This window comes from Actinoallomurus liliacearum, assembly GCF_039542035.1.
In the GTDB taxonomy this organism is placed as follows: domain Bacteria; phylum Actinomycetota; class Actinomycetes; order Streptosporangiales; family Streptosporangiaceae; genus Actinoallomurus; species Actinoallomurus liliacearum.
In genome coordinates, this window is sequence record NZ_BAABHJ010000005.1 from 14,492 (window position 1) to 38,314 (window position 23,823).

Annotated in this window: 23 protein-coding genes; 15 read left to right on the top strand and 8 right to left on the bottom strand. The window is 71.6% G+C overall.

Going from position 1 to position 23,823, the window contains the following annotated elements; translation table 11 throughout:
• Positions 1–3: 3 nt before the first annotated feature.
• A complete protein-coding gene (locus ABD978_RS07740) occupies positions 4–2,505 on the bottom strand; it encodes a DEAD/DEAH box helicase (protein WP_345350675.1) in 2,502 nt (833 codons plus the stop codon).
• 129 nt (positions 2,506–2,634) lie between these two features.
• Here ABD978_RS07740 and ABD978_RS07745 point away from each other — a divergent pair, with 129 nt between their 5' ends.
• The 5 genes from ABD978_RS07745 (at position 2,635) to ABD978_RS07765 (ending at position 6,210) form a co-directional block, all read left to right on the top strand.
• Positions 2,635–3,504, top strand: coding sequence for an SPFH domain-containing protein (locus tag ABD978_RS07745; RefSeq protein WP_345353651.1), 870 nt, complete (start codon positions 2,635–2,637; stop codon positions 3,502–3,504).
• Complete coding sequence (locus ABD978_RS07750; RefSeq protein WP_345350678.1) at positions 3,501–3,704, top strand: type II toxin-antitoxin system antitoxin; 204 nt, start codon at positions 3,501–3,503, stop codon at positions 3,702–3,704. Before ABD978_RS07745 ends, ABD978_RS07750 begins: the two co-directional genes overlap by 4 nt.
• A 63-nt stretch (positions 3,705–3,767) precedes the next feature.
• On the top strand, positions 3,768–4,382 hold the full coding sequence (locus tag ABD978_RS07755) for a GOLPH3/VPS74 family protein (RefSeq protein WP_345350681.1): 615 nt from the start codon (positions 3,768–3,770) through the stop codon (positions 4,380–4,382).
• Between the two features lie 67 nt (positions 4,383–4,449).
• Positions 4,450–5,187, top strand: a complete 738-nt coding sequence (locus ABD978_RS07760) for a VOC family protein (RefSeq protein WP_345350684.1) — start codon at positions 4,450–4,452, stop codon at positions 5,185–5,187.
• A gap of 108 nt (positions 5,188–5,295) precedes the next feature.
• Complete coding sequence (locus ABD978_RS07765; RefSeq protein ID WP_345350687.1) at positions 5,296–6,210, top strand: C40 family peptidase; 915 nt, start codon at positions 5,296–5,298, stop codon at positions 6,208–6,210.
• On the opposite strand, the gene ABD978_RS07770 is transcribed toward ABD978_RS07765, so the two are convergent.
• Positions 6,211–6,699, bottom strand: a complete 489-nt coding sequence (locus tag ABD978_RS07770) for a GbsR/MarR family transcriptional regulator (RefSeq protein ID WP_345350690.1) — start codon at positions 6,697–6,699, stop codon at positions 6,211–6,213.
• Between the two features lie 87 nt (positions 6,700–6,786).
• Between ABD978_RS07770 and ABD978_RS07775 the strand changes: the two genes are divergently transcribed.
• Positions 6,787–7,692, top strand: a complete 906-nt coding sequence (locus ABD978_RS07775) for an ABC transporter ATP-binding protein (RefSeq protein WP_345350693.1) — start codon at positions 6,787–6,789, stop codon at positions 7,690–7,692.
• Positions 7,689–9,281: an ABC transporter permease gene (locus ABD978_RS07780; protein ID WP_345350696.1), complete on the top strand. Its 1,593-nt coding sequence runs from the start codon at positions 7,689–7,691 to the stop codon at positions 9,279–9,281. Before ABD978_RS07775 ends, ABD978_RS07780 begins: the two co-directional genes overlap by 4 nt.
• Here ABD978_RS07780 and ABD978_RS07785 read toward each other — a convergent pair whose 3' ends face one another.
• Together ABD978_RS07785 and ABD978_RS07790 are read right to left on the bottom strand one after the other, a co-directional pair.
• Positions 9,282–9,992, bottom strand: a complete 711-nt coding sequence (locus ABD978_RS07785) for a Mut7-C RNAse domain-containing protein (RefSeq protein WP_345350699.1) — start codon at positions 9,990–9,992, stop codon at positions 9,282–9,284.
• Between the two features lie 8 nt (positions 9,993–10,000).
• A complete protein-coding gene (locus tag ABD978_RS07790) occupies positions 10,001–11,131 on the bottom strand; it encodes an NAD(P)/FAD-dependent oxidoreductase (protein ID WP_345350702.1) in 1,131 nt (376 codons plus the stop codon).
• A gap of 202 nt (positions 11,132–11,333) precedes the next feature.
• Between ABD978_RS07790 and ABD978_RS07795 the strand changes: the two genes are divergently transcribed.
• Positions 11,334–12,104, top strand: coding sequence for a dioxygenase family protein (locus ABD978_RS07795; protein ID WP_345350705.1), 771 nt, complete (start codon positions 11,334–11,336; stop codon positions 12,102–12,104).
• Between the two features lie 13 nt (positions 12,105–12,117).
• On the opposite strand, the gene ABD978_RS07800 is transcribed toward ABD978_RS07795, so the two are convergent.
• Positions 12,118–13,470, bottom strand: coding sequence for an FAD-binding oxidoreductase (locus ABD978_RS07800; RefSeq protein WP_345350708.1), 1,353 nt, complete (start codon positions 13,468–13,470; stop codon positions 12,118–12,120).
• Between the two features lie 62 nt (positions 13,471–13,532).
• On the opposite strand from ABD978_RS07800, the gene ABD978_RS07805 reads away from it, so the two are divergent.
• The 3 genes from ABD978_RS07805 to ABD978_RS07815 all read left to right on the top strand — a co-directional run bounded on the left by ABD978_RS07805 (position 13,533) and on the right by ABD978_RS07815 (position 15,852).
• Positions 13,533–14,522, top strand: a complete 990-nt coding sequence (locus tag ABD978_RS07805; protein WP_345350711.1) for a helix-turn-helix transcriptional regulator — start codon at positions 13,533–13,535, stop codon at positions 14,520–14,522.
• 265 nt (positions 14,523–14,787) lie between these two features.
• Positions 14,788–15,321, top strand: coding sequence for a hypothetical protein (locus tag ABD978_RS07810; RefSeq protein ID WP_345350714.1), 534 nt, complete (start codon positions 14,788–14,790; stop codon positions 15,319–15,321).
• Between the two features lie 234 nt (positions 15,322–15,555).
• Positions 15,556–15,852 carry a hypothetical protein gene (locus tag ABD978_RS07815; protein WP_345350717.1) on the top strand — a complete coding sequence of 99 codons (297 nt, stop codon included), beginning with the start codon at positions 15,556–15,558 and terminating at the stop codon, positions 15,850–15,852.
• 70 nt (positions 15,853–15,922) lie between these two features.
• Here the strand turns inward: ABD978_RS07815 and ABD978_RS07820 are convergent, their stop codons facing one another.
• Positions 15,923–17,134, bottom strand: coding sequence for a S53 family peptidase (locus ABD978_RS07820; protein ID WP_345350720.1), 1,212 nt, complete (start codon positions 17,132–17,134; stop codon positions 15,923–15,925).
• A 146-nt stretch (positions 17,135–17,280) separates the two neighbouring features.
• On the opposite strand from ABD978_RS07820, the gene ABD978_RS07825 reads away from it, so the two are divergent.
• Together ABD978_RS07825 and ABD978_RS07830 are read left to right on the top strand one after the other, a co-directional pair.
• Complete coding sequence (locus tag ABD978_RS07825; RefSeq protein WP_345350723.1) at positions 17,281–17,646, top strand: YrdB family protein; 366 nt, start codon at positions 17,281–17,283, stop codon at positions 17,644–17,646.
• Between the two features lie 309 nt (positions 17,647–17,955).
• Entirely contained in the window at positions 17,956–18,516 is a 561-nt protein-coding gene (locus ABD978_RS07830) for an ATP-binding protein (protein ID WP_345350725.1), read from the top strand.
• Positions 18,517–18,759: 243 nt separating this feature from the next.
• On the opposite strand, the gene ABD978_RS07835 is transcribed toward ABD978_RS07830, so the two are convergent.
• Both ABD978_RS07835 and fabG read right to left on the bottom strand, forming a co-directional pair.
• Entirely contained in the window at positions 18,760–21,090 is a 2,331-nt protein-coding gene (locus ABD978_RS07835; protein WP_345350728.1) for an ATP-binding protein, read from the bottom strand.
• Positions 21,091–21,221: 131 nt separating this feature from the next.
• On the bottom strand, positions 21,222–21,950 hold the full coding sequence (gene fabG / locus ABD978_RS07840) for a 3-oxoacyl-ACP reductase FabG (protein WP_345350731.1): 729 nt from the start codon (positions 21,948–21,950) through the stop codon (positions 21,222–21,224).
• A gap of 76 nt (positions 21,951–22,026) precedes the next feature.
• Between fabG and ABD978_RS07845 the strand changes: the two genes are divergently transcribed.
• Positions 22,027–23,181 (top strand): acyl-CoA dehydrogenase family protein, encoded by a 1,155-nt coding sequence (locus ABD978_RS07845; RefSeq protein ID WP_345350733.1) that lies wholly within the window; start codon positions 22,027–22,029, stop codon positions 23,179–23,181.
• A 109-nt stretch (positions 23,182–23,290) separates the two neighbouring features.
• Positions 23,291–23,566 (top strand): hypothetical protein, encoded by a 276-nt coding sequence (locus tag ABD978_RS07850; RefSeq protein ID WP_345350735.1) that lies wholly within the window; start codon positions 23,291–23,293, stop codon positions 23,564–23,566.
• Positions 23,567–23,823: the final 257 nt, after the last annotated feature.

Genomic DNA, 23,823 nt, shown 5'->3' on the forward strand with positions numbered 1-23,823 from the left:
GGCTCAGAGGCGGTCGACGGCGGTGACGTGGACGACCGCGCGGCCGGCCTCGTCGGAGGCGCGCAGGTCGACCTCGGCGCTGATGCCCCAGTCGTGGTGGCCGGCCGGGTCGTCGAAGACCTGCCGGACCCGCCACAGGTCCGTCTCGCGCTCGATCTGCAGGAGCTTCGGCCCGCGCGCGTCCGGCCCGGTCCGGATCTCGTCGTGCTCCTCGAAGTAGGCGTCGAGGGCGTCGGCCCACCGGTCGGCGTCCCAGCCGTCCTCGCCGTCCAGCTCGCCGAGATCGTGGTACCGCTCGAGGGCGGCGAGTTCGACGCGGCGGAACATGGCGTTGCGGACCAGCACCCGGAACGCCCGCTCGTTGGCGGTGACGACGGTGGGCGTCTCCTCGATCCGGGTGTGCTCCTCGGCGGTCTCGGGGTGCTGGAGCTGCTCCCACTCGTCGAGGAGGCTGGAGTCGACCTGGCGGACCAGCTCGCCCAGCCACTCGATCAGGTCCTGCAGGTCCTCGGTCTTCACCGAGTCGGGGACGGTCTGCTGCAGGGCCTTGTACGCGCTGGCGAGGTAGCGCAGCACGATGCCCTCGGTGCGGGCGAGCTGGTAGTAGGCGACGTACTCGGTGAACGTCATCGCCTGCTCGTACATGTCCCGTACGACCGACTTGGGCTCCAGCGGGTAGTCCGCCACCCACGGGTGCCCGCGCCGGTAGATCTCGTACGCGCCGCCCAGGGTCTCCTCCAGCGGCTTGGGATAGGTGATGTTCTGGAGGAGCTCCATCCGCTCCTCGTACTCGACGCCGTCCGCCTTCATCTGCGCGACGGCCTCGCCCTTGGCCTTGTTCTCCTGGGCGGCCAGGATCTGGCGCGGGTTCTCCAGGATCGACTCGATGACCGACAGCACGTCCAGGGCGTACGACGGGGAGGACGGGTCGAGCAGCTCCATCGCGGCCAGCGCGAACGTCGACAGCGGCTGGTTGAGCGCGAAGTCCTCCTGCAGGTCGACGGTGAGGCGGGCGTACCGGCCCTCCTCGTCCGGCTCCTCGAGCTGCTCGACGACGCCGCCGGCCAGCAGGCTGCGGTAGATCGCGATCGCCTGGGAGATGTGGCGGCGCTGCTTCGCTCGGTCCTCGTGGTTGTCGGTGAGCAGCTTCTTCATCGCCTGGAACGCGTTGCCCGGCCGGCCGATGACGCTGAGCAGCATCGCGTGGCTGACCTGGAACCGCGACTGCAGCGGTTCGGGGTCGGCGGCGATGAGCTTGTCGAAGACCCCTTCGTCCCAGCCGACGAAGCCGTCCGGCGCCTTCTTGCGCACGACCTTGCGGCGCTTCTTCGGGTCGTCGCCGGCCTTGGCGAGGGCCTTCTCGTTCTCCACGACGTGCTCGGGGGCCTGCGCCACGACGTACCCGACGACGTCGAACCCGGCGCGGCCCGCCCGCCCGGCGATCTGGTGGAACTCCCGGGCCCGCAACCGCCGCACCCGGCTGCCGTCGTACTTGCTCAGCGCGGTGAACAGGACTGTGCGGATCGGGACGTTGACCCCGACGCCGAGGGTGTCGGTGCCACAGATGACCTTGAGCAGCCCGGCCTGCGCCAGGCGCTCGACCAGGCGGCGGTACTTCGGCAGCATCCCGGCGTGGTGGATGCCGATCCCGTGCCGGACGAGCCGGGACAGCGTCTGGCCGAACTTCGTCGTGAAGCGGAAGTCGCCGATCAGCTTGGCGATCTCCTCCTTCTCGGCCTTGGTGGAGACGTTGATGCTCATCAGCGCCTGCGCGCGCTCGGCGGCCGCGGCCTGCGTGAAGTGCACGACGTAGATCGGGGCCTTCTGGTCCTGCAGCAGCTCCTCGATCGTCTCGTGCAGCGGCGTCACGCGGTACTCGTACTTCAGCGGCACGGGCCGCTGCGCCGAGGTCACGACGGCCGTGGGACGGCCGGTGCGCCGGGTGAGGTCCTCCTCGAACCGTGACACGTCGCCGAGCGTCGCCGACATCAGCAGGAACTGCGCCTGCGGCAGCTCCAGCAGCGGGATCTGCCAGGCCCAGCCGCGGTCGGGCTCGGCGTAGAAGTGGAATTCGTCCATGACGACCTGGCCGATGTCGGCGGCGGCGCCCTCGCGCAGCGCGATGCTGGCCAGCACCTCGGCGGTGCAGCAGACGATGGGCGCGTCGGCGTTGACGCTCGCGTCGCCGGTCATCATGCCGACGTTCTCGCTGCCGAACATGTCGATCAGGTCGAAGAACTTCTCCGACACCAGGGCCTTGATGGGCGCGGTGTAGAAGGTGACCTTGTCCTGGGCGAGCGCGGCGAAGTGCGCCCCGGCCGCGACCAGGCTCTTTCCGGAGCCGGTGGGGGTGTTCAGGATGACGTTCGCGCCCGAGACGATCTCGATGAGCGCCTCCTCCTGCGCGGGGTAGAGCGTGATCCCGCGCTCGGTCACCCACTCGCTGAAGGCTTCGAACACGGCGTCGGGGTCGGACCCCTTGGGCAGACGGTCGATGAGGCGCACAGGTCAATACTGCCCGTCCCCGCCAAATCACGGGACCGCGCCTTGCGCCTGGGGGCTCGTCCGGCTTAAAGTGATATCACTTTGCTACACCGTAGTTAGCACGTTGGAGGAGCTGTGACCGAGGTCGAGATGCCGAGGCCCAAGGTCGGCGAGCGGACCGCCGCCGGAGTTTCGGGCTGGCCCATGCTGGGGGCGGTCATCGTGGCGCCGGCCGCCGCCGTCGCCCTGTTGTTCACCCGCCAGCCCGTCTTGATCGCGCTGGCGATCGTCCTCATCGTCGCCGCGGCCTTCGTGTCCGTCGGGCTGACCGCCGTCGCGCCGGGTGAGGCCCGCGTCGTGCAGCTGCTCGGCCGGTACGTCGGGACGATCCGCACGGACGGCCTGCGCTGGGTCAACCCGCTGACCACCCGGCGGAAGATCTCCACCCGGATCCGCAACCACGAGACCGATCGGACCAAGGTCAACGACGCCGAGGGCAACCCCATCGAGATCTCCGCCGTCGTCGTCTGGAAGGTCGAGGACACCGCCAAGGCGGTGTTCGAGGTCGACGACTTCGAGGAGTTCGTCGCGATCCAGACCGAGACCGCCGTCCGTCACATCGCGGGGATCTACCCGTACGACGCGCACGGCGACGAGCGGCTGTCCCTCCGCGAGAACGCCGACGAGATCACCGGCAGGCTGTCCGAGGAGATCGCCGCACGCGTCGAGTCGGCGGGCGTACGGGTCATCGAGTCGCGCATCACCCGCCTGTCGTACGCCCCCGAGATCGCCCAGGCGATGCTGCGCCGCCAGCAGGCCGGGGCCGTCGTCGCCGCCCGGCAGCGCATCGTCGACGGCGCGGTCGGCATGGTCGAGACCGCGCTCAACCAGCTCGCCGAGCACGACGTGGTCGACCTGGACGAGGAGCGCAAGGCCGCCATGGTCAGCAACCTGCTCGTCGTCCTCTGCGGCGACCGCGACGCCCAGCCCGTCGTCAACACGGGGTCCCTGTACCAGTGACGGAGCGCAAGAAGGTCCTGCTGCGGCTCGACCCGGCCGTCCACGAGGCCCTGGCCCGGTGGGCGGCCGACGAGCTGCGCAGCACCAACGCGCAGATCGAGTTCCTGCTGCGCCGGGCGCTCACCGACGCTGGGCGGATGCCACGTGACGCCACCCGCATGCGAAGACCAGGACGGCCTCCGAAGGAGGAGGAACCATGACCGAACGAAGCGAGGGAATCAATGAGCAGAGCATTTGGTCATGAGGCCGACGAAGGAGGTCTCATGAACCTGCCCCGATCGTTGCCCGCTCGCCTCTACCTGCTCGCCTACGACCTGGACAAGGAGCGGGTGACCGGGCGCACCCAGCTCGGCCTCGTGCTGCGCGCCGCCGCCCTGGCCGACCTCTACCTCGAGCGCCGGCTGGCCGACGAGGACGGCAAGGTCAAGGTCACCGCGGCCCGGCCGACGGGCGATCCGGTCCTCGACGCCGTGCTGCGTCAGATCGCCGACGCCCGGCCCCGGTCCTGGCGGCGCTGGGTCCGCGCCGACGAGCGCCACATCGTCCGCGAGGTGCGCGACCAACTGGAGAAGGAGCGCTGGATCAAGGTCGAGCGGCGCCGGATCCTGCCCGACCGGGTCCGCCTGCGCGAACGCCGTCCGGTCAAGCGGTACGCGGCGGAGGTCAAGGCCGTGCTGCGGCCCGCCGCGCAGCCCGACGACCGCATGACGGCCGCCCTCGTACTGGCCGCCCGCGGCGAGCTGTCGACCGTGCTGAGCCGCCGCGAGCGGCGCGAGCACCGCAAACGCCTGGAGGAGCTCGCCGACCCGCTCTGGCCGATCGCCCGCGCCCTGGAGTACGACCTGCGCCAGAAACGCACCACCATGAGCGGCGCCTGACCCCGCCGCCTTCGACGGTCACCGCTTCCGGCAGCGGAGCTTGACGGCGGCCTCTACGATCTCCGGCATGGCGACGAGACTGGTGCAGATCAATATGAAGGCCCATGACGCCCCCGCGCTCGGCCGGTTCTGGGCGGAGGCGCTCGGCTGGGCCGTCGACAGCGAGGAGCCCGGCTTCACCGGCCTCACACCCGTCGGCTTCGCCTACCCCGACCCCTCCGCCGTCTGCATCGACCTCATCACCCGCCCGGAACCCAAGACGGTCAAGAATCGGGTGCACGTCGATCTGGCCACCACCTCGGCCGCCCACCGGGCGGAGCTGGTCGCGCGCCTCAAGGAGCTCGGCGCGACTCTCGCCGACGTGGGCCAGGGCGACGTCCCCTGGACGGTCCTGGCCGACCCGGAGGGCAACGAGTTCTGCGTCCTGGAACCCCGGCCGATCTACCAGGACACCGGCCCGATCGCCGCGGTGGTCGTCGACTGCGCCGACCCGCGCGCCATGGCCCGCTTCTGGGGCGAGGCGATGGACTGGACCCTGCACGAGGTCACCGACGACCACGCGGTCATGCGCTCCGCCAAGGCCGTCGGCCCCTACCTGGAGTTCGTCCGCACCCCCGAGCCCAAGACCGTGTGGAACCGCGTCCACCTCGACATCTGTCCCTACCCCGGCGACGACATGGTGGGGGAGGAGGCCCGCCTGCGCACCCTGGGCGCCACCGACCCCGACATCGACCAGTCGGACCTCCACTGGAGGGTCCTCGTCGACCCCGAAGGCAACGAGTTCTGCCTCCTCACCCCCCGCTGACCAATCCTGGAATGGTGCTCGCGGGAGCCGCCGATTCTGGATTCGCTGATTCGACCAGTGGGAATGAGCGCGAGCGGAGAATCAGCGACGGGAAAGCGGGGCGCTCAGATGTCCATTCGGAATATCGCCGGGTTCGTCGGAATGGCGGGAATCGTCGTCGGGGTCGCGGCGACCACCGGGCCGGCGGCCGGGGCGGCGGTCCGCCCGGCCGTACGGGCCGTGGCCGGGTGCGACGTGCTGCAGCCGGGGGCGTCCCCGGTGGCGCAGCAGGCGGTGCGGGCGGCGTGCTCGCAGCTCGGTGTCTGGTACAGCTGGGGCGGCGGCCACGGTCCCGTTCCCGGCGCGACGTACGGCCATTACGACGGGCAGGATCCGGCCAGCAAGGACGACGGGAAAAAGCTCGGATTCGACTGCTCGGGATTGGTGCGATACGCCTATTACCGGGCGACCGGCCGCGATATTCTCAACGGCACCGCCGACAATCAATTCCATACCGGGCAGGCCGTCGCGCGATTCTCCCCTGCGCAGGGCGCCGGCCCCCTTCTCCCCGGCGACCTGCTGTTCTGGGGGCGCGGCTGGGTGCACCACGTCGCCATCTATGTCGGGGCCGGCCAGATGGTCGAGGCCTTTCAGTCCGGGACGCACGTCCGGATGACGCCGGTCCGCCTCGGCGGCGACTACGCCGGCGCCGTCCGGGTCAACGGCAGCGGTGGCGGCGGGGGACAGCCCGGCCAGGTGAAGTACTGGGTGAACACCTTCGCCGACGCCGTCGGCTACCGGGAGCCGAACACCGGCGACGCCCAGGGCGTGCTGAACAAGGGGAACAACTACGTCTACTGCAAGGTGTGGGGCGCGCAGGTCGGCAGCGGCGGGCAGTACAACCACTGGTGGCTGCGCACCGACCTCGACCGTACGTACCCCGGCAAGAACGGCCGGGGCGCGTACGTCTCGGCCTACTACCTGTCCCGCTGGGGCAACGACGAGGCCCGCGACGTGAACGGCGGCCCCATCTCCACCTGCTGATCAGCTCTCGCGGGCGGCCCGCATCTCGGCCTTGCGCTTCTGCCACTCGGCGAGGAACCGCGGGAGCTCCTCGTGGATGTAGTCGAAGAACGCCAGCGTCTCGGCGAGTCGTTCGCCGGCGGGGGTGTCGGGGCCCAGCGCCTCGACGCCCTCGCGGATGCTCTTCTGCCAGCGGGGGATGATCCGATCGCGGTTGAGGATCGCCTCGAACCAGATGTCGGCGTCCGAGACGTAGACGTCGCGGCGGGATCCCGGCTCGCGCTCCCGCCGGATCATGTGGACCTGGGAGAGGTAGCGCACCGCGCCCGAGATCGCCGCGGGGCTCACCTGAAGCGTTTCGGAGAGCTCGGCGGCGGTGAGGCGACCGGAGTCCGAGCCGAGTAGGGCCGCGAAGACGCGCGCGGGCATGCGCGGCACACCCGCCTCCACCAGGTCCGAGGCGAACCGCTCGACGAACCGGCGCACGGTTTCGGGGTCCCGCTCGGCCACGCGCTCACGCTCCTCTCAGTCCACGGCCAGTTTATCGAAGGTTCACTCTATTCACGATTTTGTGAAAATAGTGTACGTTCTGAAGGTATGACAGACGCGATATCCGTGTCCGGCCTCGTGAAGACCTTCGGCCGGACGCGTGCGCTGGACGGCCTCGACCTGACCGTCCGTTCCGGCGAGGTGCACGGCTTCCTGGGCCCGAACGGCGCGGGCAAGTCGACGACCATCCGCGTCCTGCTCGGCCTCCTGCGGGCCGACGCGGGGACCGCGCGGCTGCTGGGCGGTGACCCGTGGCGCGACGTCACCGAGCTGCACCGCCGGCTCGCGTACGTCCCCGGCGACGTGGTCCTCTGGCCGAACCTCACCGGCGGCGAGGTCATCGACCTGCTCGGCCGGCTGCGCGGCGGCCACGACCCGGACCGCAAGGCCGAGCTGCTGGAGCGGTTCGAGCTGGACCCGAAGAAGAAGGGCCGGGCGTACTCCAAGGGCAACCGGCAGAAGGTCGCCCTCGTCGCGGCCTTCGCCTCCGACGTCGAGCTCCTGATCCTCGACGAGCCGACCTCCGGCCTCGACCCGCTCATGGAGGAGGTCTTCCAGCGGTGCGTCGAGGAGGAGCGCGAGCGCGGCCGTACGGTGCTGCTGTCCAGCCACATCCTGTCCGAGGTCGAGGCGCTCTGCGACCGGGTGAGCATCATCCGCCGGGGCCGCACCGTCGAGAGCGGCACGCTCGCCGAGCTGCGGCACCTGACCCGCACGTCGATCACGGCCGAGCTGGCGAGCCCGCCCGACGGGCTGGCGACCCTGCCCGGCGTGCACGACCCCGACGTCCAGGGCACCCGCGTCCGGCTCGAGGTCGACACCGACAAGCTCGACGAGGTGCTGAAGCACCTCACCCGGGCCGGCGTCCGCAGCCTCACGAGCACTCCGCCGACCCTGGAGCAGCTGTTCCTCCGCCACTACGAGGACGAGGCGCCCGCGGGGATGGCCCGATGAACGCTCTTGCCGGCACCGGGCAGTTGCTCAAGCTCGGTCTGCGGCGCAGCCGCATCATGCTCGCCGTCTGGGTCTACGCCCTCGTCGCGTACCTGGCGAGCACCGCGTACGGCTTCAAGAAGCTGTACGACACGCCCGCGTCGCTGCGCGACTTCGTCTCCGGCATCAACGGCAACGGCGCGACGGTCGCCATGTACGGCCGGATCCACGTCGCCGGCTCGGTCGGCGGCATCACCGCCTGGCGGATGGCGGCCACCGGCGGCGCGCTCGTCGGCGTGATGAGCGTCCTGCTGGTGGTCAGGCACACGCGGGGGGACGAGGAGGCGGGCCGCCTCGAACTGGTCGGCGCGGGCGCGGTCGGCCGCCGGGCGCCGCTGACCGCCGGCCTGCTCGTCGGGGTGGTCGCGAACCTCGCGCTCGCCCTCGTCTCGACCATCGCGTTGATCGCCTTCGGCCTGCCGGTGGCGGGCTCGCTCGCGACCGGGCTCGCCTGGACGGTCCCGGGCCTGTGCTTCACCGCCGTCGCGGGCGTGACCGCCCAGCTCGCCGAGACGGCCCAGGCGGCGCGCGGCATCGCGCTCGCCGTCGTCGGCGTCGCCTACCTGCTGCGCGCGGTGGGGGACGCCGGCCGCGTCTCCTGGCTGACGTGGCTGTCGCCGATCGGCTGGGCGCAGCAGGTCCGGCCCTACGGCGCGGAGCGGTGGTGGGTCATCGGCCTCGGAGTGGTCGTCGCGGTCGCGGTGGTGTTCGCGGCGTACGCGCTGGTCGAGCGCAGGGACCTGGGCGCCGGTCTGCTGCCGGCCCGGCCGGGCCCGGCCGACGCGGCCCCGTACCTGCGCAGTCCGCTGGCGCTCGCGTGGCGGCTGCACCGGGGCGCGCTGCTCGGCTGGCTGGCCGGGTTCGTCGTGTACGGCGCGGCGATCGGCGCCGTCCTCAGGGGCCTCGGGGACCTGCTCAAGAACAGCTCCGGCGCGGCGGACCTGCTCGCCAAGATGGGCGGGCAGCGTGGCCTGGAGGACTCCTACGTCGGCACGGTCATGGGCGTCCTCGGGCTGATCGCCGCGGCGTACGCCGTGCAGGTGGTGCTGCGGATGCGCACCGAGGAGACCGCGCAGCGCCTCGAACCGCTCCTGGCGACGAGGGTCCGCAGGCTGCGGTGGTCGGTCGGCCACCTGCTGTTCGCGGCGGCGGGGCCGGTCGTGCTGCTCGGTGTCGCCGGCCTGGCGGCGGGGCTGGCCCACGGGCTGCGTACGCACGACCTCGGCACCCAGGTGCCCCGGCTGCTGGGCGCGGCGGTGGTGCAGGCGCCCGCCGCGTGGGTGGCGGCCGCGATCGCGGTGCTGCTGTTCGGCGCGGCGCCCCGGCTCGCGCCGGCCGCCTGGGGCGTGCTCGGCGTCTTCCTGCTCCTCGGCCAGCTGGGGCCGGTCCTCAAGCTCGGCCAGGCGGTGATGGACCTCTCGCCGTTCACGCACGTGCCCAAGCTGCCCGGCGCGGAGCTGACGGCGACGCCGATCCTCGCGCTCACCGCCGTCGCGGTCGCGGTCACCGCCGCCGGTCTCGCGGGCCTCCGCCGCCGCGACATCGGCTGATCACGAGGAGCTGAGAGCGGCGTCCACGATCGCCTGCAGCCGGCGGTGGTGGGCGCCCTTCCAGTAGAGGCGGCCGCATTCCTGGCACTGTGCGTAGCCGTCGTAACTGCGCAGGGTGCCGGGCTGGAGGAGGTGCTCGATGATCTCCTTGGCGACCGGCGCCAGCAGACCGTTGCAGGCGGTGCACCGGGTCCACGGGGCGAGCGGCGGCGCGAACCGGTCCAGGACGTCGCGGAACTGCTCCTCCGGCCGGGCGCCGCGCACGTACGCCCCGAACCACAGCCGCCGGCGGCGGAGCAGGCCGCGGTCCTGCGTCAGCAGGATCCGGTGCTCGCGGCCGGCCAGCTCGACCAGGGCGTCGTCGTCGATGTCGTTGTGGTAGTCCGTGTCCACCCCGACGAGCCGCAGCCGCCGGGCCAGCTTCCCGAGGTGGACGTCGAGGGTGAAGCGGGGCGGCCCCGCGGGCAGGCGCTGCGGGCGGCGTACGGCCCGCACCTGGATCACGTCCCCGTCCCGTGGCCGGTACGACGGCGGCACCGGCCGGTCGGCGACGAGCAGGTCGCCCACCTCGGGCAGCGGAACGCCGGCGGACTCGACCACGTGCCCGAGGGAGGAGGTTCCGTCGAGCGGGGCGAGGACCGTACCGCCGCGGGCGGCGGGTGCGAGGAAGAAACGGAGTTCGGCGGCGAACTCCAGCCGGGCGTGCCCCATGGGTGCTGCTATCCCCGGTCTCGCGCCGGGCATTCGGGCTCCGCGGCCGGGGCGGGCGCCGGAACGGTGAACCGCGCCGGGCGGAACGGCCGGAGCAGCGCCGACTCCTTGCCGTACACCTCCCCGGCCACCAGGTCGCCGAGCAGCGGCGCGAGCGTGATCCCGCTGTGCGTCACGACGGTGTACACCCGAGCGGCGGAGTCCGTGAACCCGGCGACGGTGCGACGGTCGGCGGGCATGGCGCGCTGCCCGACGCGGGTCCGCTCGACCCGCGCGCCCTCCGTCGCGGACAGGGCCTCGGGCAGCCGGGCGAGCAGCTCCGCGCCGACGTCGTCCGGCGGCGGCGTCTCGGGGTCGGCGGCCTCGTCGAGGTCGAGCGCCTGGAGGAGCAGGCGGCCGCCGCCGTCGGGGCGGACGTTCAGGCGGTCGCTCGTGAGCACGCGGCCCAGCCGGGCGGGGACCGGCGTGGTCGTGACGAGGAATCCGTTCGTGACCGTGCCCGAGACCCGTGGGTCGAGCACGGGGACGTCGACGAGCCCGCCCGTCCACCGGCCGGCGCAGCAGACCAGGATGTCGGCGGCGCGGACGCCGCCGTCGGCCAGCGTGACGCTCACCCCGCCCCGGCCCGACGTGATCTCGCGGACGGCGGCGCCGGTCTCCACGCGGGCGCCCCGGTCGCGCGCCTCGCCGAGGAGGCGGGCGAGGAGCACGGCCGGGATCACGTGTCCTTCCTCCGGGAAGAAGACGTAGTCCGTGTCGTCGGGCTGGGCGGCCAGGTCGGGTTCGAGCTCGGCGGCGCGCCGGGCGGTGATCCGCTCGGCCGCGTACTCGCGGTCGCGCAGTCGCTCGACGCGGGCGCTGAGCTCGAGGCGGCGGGTCTCGCCGTTCGCCCACTCGAGGTGCCCGGTGGGGACGAAGCCGTCTCCGCCCAGGGCGTGGTAGGCGTGGACCGCCGTGTGGTTCAGCGCGAAGTAGTCCTCGGGGTCCTTGTCGTTGGCGTTGACCCAGGCGAAGGACGTGCCGGTGGTGCCGGCGCCCGGGAAGCGCTGTTCGAGGACGGTCACCCATGCGCCTCGGCGGGTCAGCCCGGCGGCGACGGCGGCGCCGATGACGCCGGCACCGATCACCAAGACTCGCACGTCGGGCTCCTTCCGTCCCAGGTGACGCGTTCGCTGACCGCGACGGTAGCGAAGTCGGCCTCTCAGGTCAGGGAACGGCTCCGTCCCTGTCGGGTTCTTCACCATCACTTGGACGAAAGAACTTGAGAGTTCAACTAAATCAGGTAGGCTGGGGACGTAAGTTGAGCTTTCAATCATCTGGTCGATCATCTGGAGGGTCACGATGTCCGAACGGATGCCGGTGATCTACCTCAGCCACGGCGCACCGCCGCTCGCGGACGACGCGATCTGGCCCGGCCAGCTCGCCGCCTGGTCAGCCGACCTGCCGCGCCCCGAGGCGATCCTCGTCGTCTCGGCGCACTGGGAGTCGGCGCCGCTCGCCATCGGCGCCACCCGCCCGGTGCCGCTGACGTACGACTTCTGGGGCTTCCCCGAGCACTACTACCAGGTCACCTACCCCGCGCCGGGCGCGCCGGAACTCGCCGACAAGGTCCGCAAGCTCGTGGGCGGCCCGGTCCACGAGGACCCCGAGCGCGGCCTGGACCACGGCGCGTACGTCCCGCTGGTGGAGATGTACCCGGACGCCGACGTCCCGGTCCTGCAGATCTCCATGCCGACGCTGGACCCGGAACGGCTGCTGGCCCTCGGCCGCCGCCTCGCGCCGCTCCGCGACGAGGGCGTGCTGATCGTCGGAAGCGGCTTCTTCACCCACAACCTGCGCGCCCTCAGCATGGACCCGGACCCCGCGAACGCGCCCGGCTGGTCCAAGGAGTTCGACGCGTGGGGACGGGAGACGCTCGCGGCCGGCGACCTCGACGCGCTGCTCGACTTCGAGCACCGGGCGCCGGCCGGCCGGCTCGCGCACCCGCGCACGGAGCACTTCGCGCCGCTGTTCGTCGCCCTCGGCGCCGGCGAGGCCGAGCTGGACACCCAGCGCAGCGTCATCGACGGCTTCTGGCTCGGCATGGCCAAGCGCTCCGTCCAGCTCGGCTAGACCAGGACCCCGGCTAGATCTGGAACAGGCCGTCCGGGTCGTATGCGGCCCGGAGGCCGGCCAGCCGCCGATAGGTCTCCGGGGCGAACGCCGAGCGCAGTTCGTCCTCCTCCAGCGGCCCATAGCTGAAGTTGAGCGAGCGGCCGAGCGCGTCGGCGGCGAACGGCGCGAGGACCTCCTCGTGCAGCGCCCGCGCCTTGTCCTCCTCGCCGGATTCGACGAGGGACAGAACGTTCAGCAGGTAGGCGGCCTCCCGGTGTCCGACGGCGTTCGCGACGCGGGGCGGCCGTGCCAGCGCCCCGCCGAGGTGCCGGAGCCCGACCACGCACATCATCGGGGCCGCCGGGCCTGCCGATCCCGGCAGCGAGGCGAGCGCGGCCGGATCGAGCCCGCGCAGCAGGCGGTTCTGTGACCGGTACGCGTGCGGCCGGTCCGGCTCGGCGAAGACCATGCTCGACTCGGTGTAGGGCAGATCGCGCAGCGTGTCCCGCAGCTGCGGGCCGACGGCGCGCAGCGGCTCGACCAGCTCCCGGCCCTCGGTCTCGGTGCCCAGGTGGGCGATCTGGATGTGCGCCACGTGCCGTCCGCGCAGCTCCTCCGGCACCATCGGCAGGTCCGGATAACACAGCGCCGTCAGGCCCGAGGTCAGCTCCTCCGGCACCGTCTCCGTCCACCGCCGCCAGGCCTCGAACACGTCGGGCACCCGCGCGATGTCGAAGTACAGGCCGCCGCCGAAGAGCCGGGTGATGGGCAGCAGTTCGACCACCATGCCGGTGACCACCCCGAGGCCGCGGCCACCGCCGCGCAGCGCCCAGAACAGGTCCGGTTCGGCGGCCGTGGTGACCGTACGGAGGCGCCCGTCCGCCGTGACCAGGTCGAACCGGCGCACGTGGTCCGCGGCGAACCCGTGCCGGCGCGCCACCAGGCCGACGCCGCCCCCAAGCGTGTAGGAGACCGCCCCGACGCCGGGAAAGCTCCCGGACAGCGGGGCCAGGCCGTACGGCGCCGCCGCCTCGACGACGTCGCGCCAGGTCGCCCCCGCCGCGACGAACGCCGTACGCGCCTTGGGATCCACCCGGACCTCGGACATCCGGCGGGTGCCGATCAGCACTCCGTCCCGCAGCGTGCGGCCCAACCCGTGGCCCGTGGCCTGGACCGCGACGCGCAGACCGCGCGCCGCGGCGTACTCGACCGCGGCCCGTACGTCCTCCGCGCCGGCCGCGCCGACGATCACCGCCGGCCGGTGCGGCCCCAGCCGCTGGTAGCCGAGGCGTTCGCCGTCGTAGCCGTCGCTCTCCGGAAGGTGGACCGGCCCGTGCGCGCGGTCCCGCAGGTGGTCGAGGTCCCCACTCGTCGTCTCGTTCATGCCCGCCACCGTAGGAGGCCTTCCGGACGCATCTTGTCCGGAACGGATGGCAGTCTGAGATCGTGACCGAGACGCGCAAGAATCTGCCCGGCCGGCTGCTGCGCCTGCTGGCGTTGCTGCAGAGCAGACGGGAGTGGTCCGGCGCCGAGCTGGCCGAACGCCTGGGCGTCACCGACCGCACCCTGCGCCGCGACGTCACCCGGCTGCGCGGGCTGGACTATCCGGTGGAGGGCGTGACCGGTACGGCCGGGGGCTACCGGCTGATCTCCGGCCGCAACCTCCCGCCGCTGCTGCTGGACGACGATGAGGCCATCGCGGTCGCGCTCGGCCTGGTGACGGCGGCGGACGGCAGCGTGGCCGGGATCGAGGAGAGCTCCGCTCGGGCGCTCGCCAAGCTTGAACAGGTGTTGCCGGCCCGATTGCGGCCCCGCCTGGCCGCCTTGAGCGACGCCGCCGTCGCCGTACGGCACGGCACCGCGCCGCGTGTGTCTCCTGATGTGCTCGCCGTGATCGCGGCGTGCCGCCGCGACGGGCGGCTGCTCTCCTTCGACTACCGGAACCGCGCGGACGAGGTCGGCGCCCGCCGGGTCGAGCCGCACCATCTCGTCGCCCTGCGGGGATGGTGGTATCTCATCGCGTACGACCCGGAGCGAGCGGACTGGCGCACGTTCCGGGCCGACCGGATCGAGCGACCGACGCCCGCGCACGCCCGGTTCGAGCCGCGCGAGTTGCCGGCGCCGGATCCCGCCGCGTACCTCACCCGCGGCCTCGCCCGTGCCACCTACCGCCATACCGCGCGGATGACGGTCCGGCTGCCCGCCGACGCCGTACGCGCCGGCCGGTTCTTCTCGATCCCCGGCGAGATCGAGGACCGCGGAGCGGACGGGTGCGCGATCCGCCTCAGCGCGGACTCCGTCGATCTGGTGGTGCAGTGCATCGCCGTGATCGCGGCCCTCGGTGCCGAGTTCACCCTCGACGCCCCGCCGGAGATCGCCGATCGGGTGCGGACTCTCGGACGCCGACTGACCCGGTCGTCGGCACCTTCCTCCTGAAACGAGAGATCAGGCATTGACTCTCGGTCGCGGTCGGCCGGAAAGCGCCGGTCAGGACAGGTCGTTCGGTGTGCTCGGCCGTCCGGCGGCAGGAGTGATAGAACGAGCCTATAGGAGCTGTATTTGAGGACTCATTACCTATTAGTAGTGGTGCCCGCCGATTAGCGAGGGATGATGGCAATTACGGCGCCCCTGGCTTAGTGATTCCCGGGCCGTCGTCTTCCGGGCTCTATGCCATTCCAAACCCGAAGGAGGCACGACTGTGGTGAGGAAAGCGTCTGTTAGCGGCCTGGCGGTCGCGGCAGTGGCGAGCGGTCTGCTCATGGCCGCGCCCGCATACGCCCAGACTCGTTCCGCCCCCTCGACCGGCAGTCAGGTCGTCACGGCCACGGCCGGGGAGCTCGTCTCCGCTCTGCCCGGCGACGACGGCCGGCGACGCCGCGAGCGTGAGCGAGAGCGCATGCGCAGGCAGCGCGAGCGCGAGCGCGAGATGCGCCGGGAGGAGCAGATGAGGCGCAGGCACCACGGCCGGCAGTACGGTCGGGAGTACGGCACGGAGCGGACCCGGGGCGGCCTCACGCGGACCGAGCACGGCCGGGAAGAGATCCCCCGCGAACGCGGCACCACCGAGCGGACACGGGTCGGCACGCACGAACGCGGCCGGACCGGCACGCACGAACGCGGCCGGACCGGCATGGAGGAGCGCGGCCGGACCGGCATGGAGGAACGCGGCCGGACCGGCATGGAGGAGCGCGGCCGGACCGGTACCGGCAATATCTCCGGCATCGCGGGCAGCTGAAAGACATACCGATCGATCGATTCGAGGGCACAGGCGATGCCTGTGCCCTCGACCTGCGCGAGCCGATGCCGATCGACGGAACCTATCGGCGTAGCGATCTAAAAAGACGTTACCGGCTCATTGTGGTGTATTCAGGTCATGTAGCAATAATGGCTGGTGTAGGCCTTCCGTGGATGCGATCAAGACGGTCATCACCTCAGAACGTTATGCGCTTTTGGTAAAAGGAGGCTCAACGTGTTGAGGAAAGCGTGGGTCGCTTCCGGCCTCGCCACCGCCGCCACCGCAGGCGCGCTGATGCTGGCGTCGCCCGCGAGCGCACAGAGCGGCGCGATGGCGTCCGCTCACAGCCAGATCGTGGCGATGGCGCAGAGCAACGCCGGCCATGTGTCCGCGTCCGACCACCATCGACGCCATCACTACCGGCATCACCGCCATCACTACCGGCATCACCGCCATCACTACCGGCACCACCGCCACGGCCGCGGCGAGTTCCGCCACGGGCGTGGGGAGTTCCGCCACGGGCGGCGGTAGTTCCGGCCGCGTGTCGAACAGCGACCAGTCGGGATGGGTTCGGGCCGCCGATTCGCTCGGCGGCCCTCGCTCACCCGGCCTGGAAGGCCGTGACGCCGTTCGGGGTGCCCAGGCCCGTAGGGCCGTCGTAGCCGGGCCCCGCCGTGCACAGGTACTCCGGGGTGCACGAGCCGTTGCTGCCGGACGTCACGTCGTGGAGCGCGCCCGCGCGCCCGTACGGGAAGGACGCCGGGTCACTGTCCGCGGGCGGCGTTCCGGCCAGCGCGTACGCCGCGGCGATGATCGGGGCGGAGGCGCTTGTGCCGCCGACGACCAGCCAGCCGCCGACGCCGTACGTGTCGTAGACCGCCACGCCCGTGGCCGGATCGGCGACGGCGGACACGTCGGTGATCGTCCGCCGCTCGCAGCCGGTGTCCCGCTGCCGGCCCGGTTTGGCGGTGAACGCGGAACAGCCGGACCCCGCGCCGCTCCAAGCGACCTCCGTCCACCCGCGCGGCCCGCCCGACCGGCGCAGCGCGGTTCCGCCGACCGCCGTGACCCGCGGTGAGGTCGCCGGGTACATGGTGCCGTACCCGCTGTCCCCCGACGCGGCCGTGATCGCGACCCCGGGGTGGGTGAAGTACGCGGCGTCGTAGCGGGTGGTCGATGCGTCCTCCCGTCCCCCGTAGCTGTTGGAGATGTAGCGCGCGCCCAGGCGCGCGGCCGTGTTGACGCCGGCGCCGAGCGCCTCCATGTCCGGCTCGCTCGCCTCGACGAGGAGGATCCGGCAGTTCGGGCAGGCCGCCGAGACCATGTCCAGGTCCAGGGCCGCCTCCTCACCCCAGCCGACGTCGGCCGCTGGCAACCGGGTACCGCCGTTCTGGTCGACCTTCCGCAGGCAGCCGTTCGCGGTGGTGCAGGGCGGCAGCCGGTACTGCGCCCGGTAGGTGGCCAGGTCCGCCTCCGCCCGCGGGTTGTCGAAGGCCACGACGATGGCGACCGTCTGCCCGCTCCCGCGCGCCGCCGTGGGCAGGCCGTACGCGTGCTGCAGGTCGGCCGGCCCGAGACCGGCCGGGGCCGCGGACAGCATGCCCTGCTGTGGCGCGACGTCGGCGCGTACGAGGGCCAGGCAGGACATGCGGTCGCCGGTGGGGGCACCGCAGGCGGGAACCACCGAAAGCCGGGGGTGGGCCTCCGCCGGGGCGGCGTTCACGGGCTGCGCGGCCAGGACACCCGATGCGGTGAGCGCGGCCGCGAGGGCCGACGAGAGCCGTCGACGCGGCGGGAGAGTGAGCGATGACACCCTGCTATTGACAGCACAGGCGGTGGTTCGGCTTCGATCACCGACGAGCCGCCCTCGTCGATCGGTCGACCATCGTTTACCCGCCCTTGCCCGGACGCTCGGTGATCACCAGCCGTACGCTTTGCGCAGCCGAGAAGAGGAGTCCGATGGTGCCGCGGCCGTTGCATGTGGTGAACGAGGGACTGGCGTTCGCACTTGAGATCGCCGCACTGGCCGTGCTCGCCTGGTGGGGTGCCGACGTCGGCGACGGGGTGGTCCTGAGCGTCCTGCTGGGCGTGGGCGTTCCACTGGTCACCGCCGTGGTCTGGGGGCTCTTCGCCGCGCCGAAGGCCAGGGTCCGGCTGCCGCTGGCCGGCGTCCTGCTCGTCAAGGTCCTCGTGTTCGGCGCCGCCACCGCCGCTCTGTACGCGCTGGACCACGGTGCCCTGGCCCTCGTCGGTGCGGTGATCGTGGTCGCCAACCTGGTGCTCGCGACCCTGGACCGGAACGCCCTGGTGCGGAACCGCGCATAGCCGTCCCGTCCACTGGGGGCCTTCTCTCCGGCCAGGTGGCTATCTGGACTACGTGGAATGCGTAGCGATACGGGGGATTGTCCCGGCGCGGAGATGGGGGTCCCGGGAGCATGCTCGTGGTCATAAGCCCACTCAGATCCACTCAGCGGTAGGCGGAGGGACGATCAAAGGTACGAGAACGATGTGTCAGCGGCAGCCCACGTGCCCGCCCGCAGACGCGGCCAGGTACGTGACCCCCCATCCGAGACGGGACCGGCCCCTCCACGAGGAGTGGGCGACATGAATCGGCCCTTTCTCACCAGCACCCCCATGAGAACCCCTGCGAGTGTGCAGCAGCGGCAGCCCTCGTCGCCGTCGGTCGCACTCGCCCCTGGGAGCGGAGGCGTCCACCGGCGGCATGGGCCCACTGCCGCCGCCCGCCGTGGTGAGCCCACCCGTCCTCCCAAGGGACCGGGGAGCGGTCAGGGCGGCACCGCCTCATGGCCGCTCCCCCCTTCGACCGCCGCGGTTCCACCGGCCCGCCGGCTCGCCGGCGAACAACTGGAGTACTGGGGCCTCGGCCACCACCGTGACACCGCCGAACTGCTGGTCAGCGAGCTCGTCACCAACGCCGTACGCCACGGAAAGGGACAGATCGACCTGACCGTGCACGCGGAGGAGGGCACGCTGCGGTTCGAAGTGCACGATGAGGCCGCCGAGTCGATCGCCCGGGTGCGCCCGGTCGACGAGATCGACGAGGGCGGGCGCGGGCTTCACCTGGTCGGCATGCTGTCCAGCCGCTGGGGAGCCGCGCGTACCGCGACCGGGAAGACCGTCTGGTTCGAACTGCGGACGCACCGGCCGCCTCAGGACACCGATGTCGACAAGTGAGGGAGGTGCCAGCGAATACAACACAGCGATACCCGTTTGATGCCTCGCAAGGATCCGGGGGCCGGAAGGCGGGCCCCCTCGCCAGGACGCTGCCGGCCCCCGGATCCGCCCGCCAGCGGGACGGGTGACCCGGTCGCCAGGACGCTGCCGGCCCCCGGATCCGCCCGCCAGCGGGACGGGTGACCCGGTCGCCAGGACGCTGCCGGCCCCCGGATCCGCTTCACTTCCGTCCGTTCGGGCGTCTCAGTCTGAGGTTTTCCGTTGTCCCATCCAGGCCGCGATCTGGGCACGGGAGTTGAAACCCAGCTTGTTCAGGATGTGCTCGACGTGGCCCTCGGCGGTGCGCTGGGCGATCACCAACTTGGCCGCGATGTCCCTGTTGCTCATGCCCTCCGAGACCAGGTGGGCGATCTCCTCCTCGCGGCGGGTGAGCAGCGAGCCGTCGGAACCGGCGGCCGTGGCGAGCCGCTCGCCCAGTGCGTAGGTGAGGGCCGTGCCGAGCGGCATCACGGCGCCCTCCTCACAGGCCGCCGCGAAGGCGCGGTCGCCCAGGGCCGTCCGCACACAGGAGACGCACTCGTCGTGACAGCCCGCCAGGTGGCCGTACCCGGACGGCGGTGCGCCGATCAGCCGCCAGGTCGTCCGCAGGATGCCCAGCAGCCGGGCGGCCCGCTCGTGGTCCTCTTCGGCCGCGGCGATCCAGGCGAGGACCTCGAAGTCGACCCCCATCCCCAGCGGGTCGTCGAGCTCTCGGTGGAACCGCAGGCTGCGCCTCTCCAGCTCCGCCGCGCGTCGCAGGTCGCCCTGCCGCCGGCTCTCGACGCCCAGCGCCATGGTCACGTACGCCCGGTGCCAGCGCTCGCCGCTCGCCTCACAGACGGCCAGACCCTCCTCCCCGTACGCCATGGCGGACTTGGAATCGCCACGGAAGGAGCAGGCGAGGGAGAGCCAGATCAGCCCCAGCGCCAGACCTTCGCGGTCCCCGGTCGCCCGGTGCGCGGCCACGCCGTCCTCGTAGTACCGGATCGCCGAGTCGGCGTCTCCCGCGTACATCGCGATCATCCCGCAGCACAGCGCGACGTACGCGTTGACGGATCGGCACCCGAGACGATCGGCGATGGTCCTGGCCTCGTGCAGCATGCTCATGGCCTGGCCGCTCTGTCCCTGCATGACGGCCATCCAGGCGTCGGCCCACAGCGCTCCGGCCCGCTCGGCGGTCGGCTCCCTCGCCGCGGCGAGTCCGCGATCCAGCCAGTCGCGTCCCTCGGTGAGGTAGTAGTTGACGATCCAGTGATGACGCAGGCGGGCGGACATCTCCAGGCCGACGGCGCTCTGGCCCGGCGTGGCGAAGGAGTACTCCAGGGCCGCACGCAGGTTGGGATGTTCGGTCCGCAGGCGGGTGAGCCAGGCGACCTGGTCGGGGCCGAACCACTCGCGGTCCGCCCGGGCCACCAGGTCGCGGTAGTGGTCGCGGTGGCGTCGTTGGACGTGGGCCTCGCCGTCGGAGGCGATGAGGCGTTCGTGGCCGTACTGGCGGATGGTCTCCAGGAGGCGGTAGCGGACGGTCTCGGCGTGTTCCTCGCGCAGCAGGACTGATTTGTCGACGAGTCCGATGACGAGGTCGAGGACATCTTGGCGGGCGATGCCGTCACCGGCGCAGACGGATTCGGCGGCTTCGAGGTCCAGGCCGCCGGAGAAGACCGAGACGCGTTCCCACAGGAGGCGTTCGGGCTCGGTGCACAGGCCGTAGCTCCAGTCGATCAGCGCGCGCAGGGTCTGGTGGCGGGGCAGGACGGTGCGCGATCCGCAGGTGAGCAGCCGGAACCGGTCGTCCAGGCGGGCCAGGAGCTGGGTGACCGACAGGGCCCGCAGCCGTACCGCCGCCAACTCGATCGCGAGCGGCAGCGCGTCGAGCCGGCGGCAGATCCGTTCGACCGTCTCGCGGTTGTCCTCGGTGACGATGAAGCCGGGCACGACCGCCTCGGCGCGTTCGGCGAACAGCCGGACGGCGTCGCCGGCGACGACGCCGGTGTCGGGGCTCGTCAGGGCGCGGCCGGTCACCGGGAGGCTGGGCACCGACAGGGTCTGCTCGCTGACGATGCCGAGGGCCTGGCGGCTGGTGGCCAGGATCCGCAGGCGGGGGCACTCGTGCAGCAAGGTCTCGGCCAGCGACGCGGACTCCGGCAGCAGGTGTTCGCAGTTGTCCAGGATCAACAGGCCATGGGCGTCGCGGATGTGGTCGATCAGCACCTCGAGGGCGGGCCGAGTCGAGACGTCATCGATCCGCAGAGCGTCGCACACCGCGGGCAGCAGCAGGTTCCGGTTGTTCAGCTCGGCGAGCTCGACCAGCCACACACCGTCGGGGAAGGACCGGTGGATCAGCATGCCCACGCGGAGGGCCAGCCGGGTCTTGCCGACCCCGCCGACCCCGATCAGCGTGACGAGCCGGGAGACCGACAGGAGTCGTTTGACCTCGGCCACCTCGTGCCGACGTCCCACGAAACTGGTCAGCTCGGCCGGCAGGCGCGGCCTGTGCGGTCGAGACCCGACTCGATCGGAGTTCAGGGCGTTCATCGGAGCCTCCCAGCGGCTCCTGACCGGCCAGACCACGGCAGAAGCTGCGGCTACGCGCAAACACGAGTCTAGCCATCTGAACGGTCGTTAACGCAGAGTCACCGTCAAAACGGCTTTGCACTCCCTGGAGGTCACATGAACCGTCCCCCGGCGATCTCCAGGACGGCGCCCGTCATGTAGCTCGACAGGTCCGAGGCGAGGAACAGCGCGACGTTCGCCACCTCCTCGGGCTCTCCCGCCCGCCCCATCGGGATCTCCCGCATCTTCCCCTCCCAGACGTCCTCGCGCATCGCCTCCGTCATCGCCGTCCTGATCAGTCCGGGCTGGACCGCGTTGACGCGTACGCCCAGGTAGGCGAGCTCCTTGGCGGCGGCCTTGGTCATGCCGACGATGCCCGCCTTGGCGGCGCTGTAGTTGGTCTGGCCGGCCATCCCGACCTTGCCGGAGATCGAGGAGACGTTCACGATCGCACCCCGGCGCTGCTCCCGCATGACGAGCGAGGCGGCGCGGGTGCCGTTCCAGGTGCCCTTGAGGTGAACGTCGATCACGGCGCCGAAGTCCTCCTCCGTCATCTTGCGCATGGTGGCGTCCCGGGTGATGCCCGCGTTGTTCACCATGACGTCCAGCCCGCCGTACTCGGTCACGCACCGGTCGACCAGCGCCGAGACCTCGGCGGCCGAGGTGACGTCGCACGCCACGGCGAGGCCGCCGACCTCTTTGGCCGCCGCCCGAGCGGCGTCCAGGTCACGATCGCCGATCACCACGCGCGCGCCGTTCGCGGCGAACACCCGCGCCGTGGCCAGCCCGATGCCCTGCGCCGCGCCGGTGATCACGGCGCTCCGTCCCTCCAGCAGCCCCACGGATCCTCCTCGAGTCGGGCGACTTCCGCCGTCATGCTCGCACGCCGCTACGGTGGGAGACCGAGGAGGCCTGACCGTGCCCGAGCTGACCGAGGAAGAACGCGCCATCGTCGAGGTCGTCGCCGACTTCGTCGACCGGGAGGTACGCCCGGTCGTCCGCGACCTCGAGCACGCGAACACCTACCCCGAGCGCCTCATCGAGCGGATGAAGGAGCTGGGCGTCTTCGGACTGGCCGTGCCCGAGCCGTACGGCGAGGTCGCCGTTTCCAAGCGGTGCTACGTCCTCGTCACCGAGGAGCTGGCCCGCGGCTGGATGAGCCTGGCCGGGGCCTTCGGCGGCCACACGGTCGTCTCGCACCTGATCAGTGTCTTCGGCACCGAGGAGCAGAAGCGCCGCTACCTGCCCCGCATGGCGACCGGCGAGCTGCGGGCCACCATGGCGCTCACCGAGCCGTCCGGCGGCTCCGACCTCCAGGCGATCACGACCACCGCCCGGCGAGACGGCGATCACTACGTCGTCAACGGCGCGAAGATCTGGATCACCAACGCGCGCCGCGCGGGCCTCATCGCCCTGCTCTGCAAGACCGACCCCGAGGCGACCCCACGACACCGCGGCATCAGCATCCTGCTGGTCGAACCCGGCCCCGGCCTGACCGTCTCCCGCGACCTGCCCAAGCTCGGCTACAAGGGCGTCGAGAGCTGTGAGCTGGCGTTCGACGACCACCGCGCGCCCCTCGACGCCGTGCTCGGCGGCGTGGAGGGCAGCGGATTCGCGCAGATGATGCGGGGCCTGGAGGTCGGCCGCATCCAGGTGGCCGCGCGGGCGCTCGGCGTCGGACGCGCCGCGCTGGAGGACTCCCTGAGGTACGCCCAGGAGCGCGAGGCGTTCGGCCGGCCGATCTGGCAGCACCAGTCGATCGGCAACTACCTGGCCGACATGGCGACCCGGCTGCGGGCCGCTCAGTTGCTCACGCTCGACGCCGCCGACCGCCTGGACAGTGGTGAACGCTGCGACCTCGAGGCCGGAATGGCCAAGCTGTACGCGTCGGAGGCCGCGATGCGCATCGCCCTCGACGCCGTCCGCATTCACGGCGCGGCCGGCTATTCGACGGAGTTCGACGTCGAGCGCTACTTCCGCGACGCGCCGCTCATGATCGTCGGCGAGGGCACCAACGAGATCCAACGAAACGTCATCGTCAAGCAGCTCATCGACCGCCACCGCCTCCACTGACCAGCTTGCGCGCTCCTTCGCACTCCGGACGGTTTCCGTCGTAAGGGACTAAACCAGATGAAAGACGGCGTGGTAAGCCACGTCGTCCCCGTCCAACCAGGAGGCAGCTATGGCCGCCCAGCTCACGATCAAGTCCAGCACCAAGGAGTTCACGGTCGAGGTGGCCACCACCATCCCGCCCGTCGCGCTGGATGTATGGGCGACCACGCCCGAAGGAGAAGCGGACCTGCAGGAGCGCGTGCGCGGAATGCTGGACCGTGCCGGCGTCGAGAGTGCTTCGGCCGTCTTCACGGTGAGGGGCCGGCGGACCTCCGACGGTGGGTGCACCATCGAGGCCGAGGGCACGTTCACCGAGATCCGGGTCACGACCACGATCGACGAGTGAGCGGACCCCGCTGAAGCGGGAGTCTCCTCTCCACCACCAGCGGCCCTCCACCTCCCGGTCACGGGAGGCCGGAGGGCCGTATGCGTTTTCTGGCGCGGCGGTGACTTCGCCGCCGTCGTGGTCACCCTGCCGCCGACGTTGCCGGGCCGATGACCGGTTCGCCGGGTCTGCTACGTCGATACCGACGTCAAAGCCACTGATCGATCGGACCAGATGGCCCAAGGGTCCGATTGAGCCGGCCTTGCACTCGGGGTCGG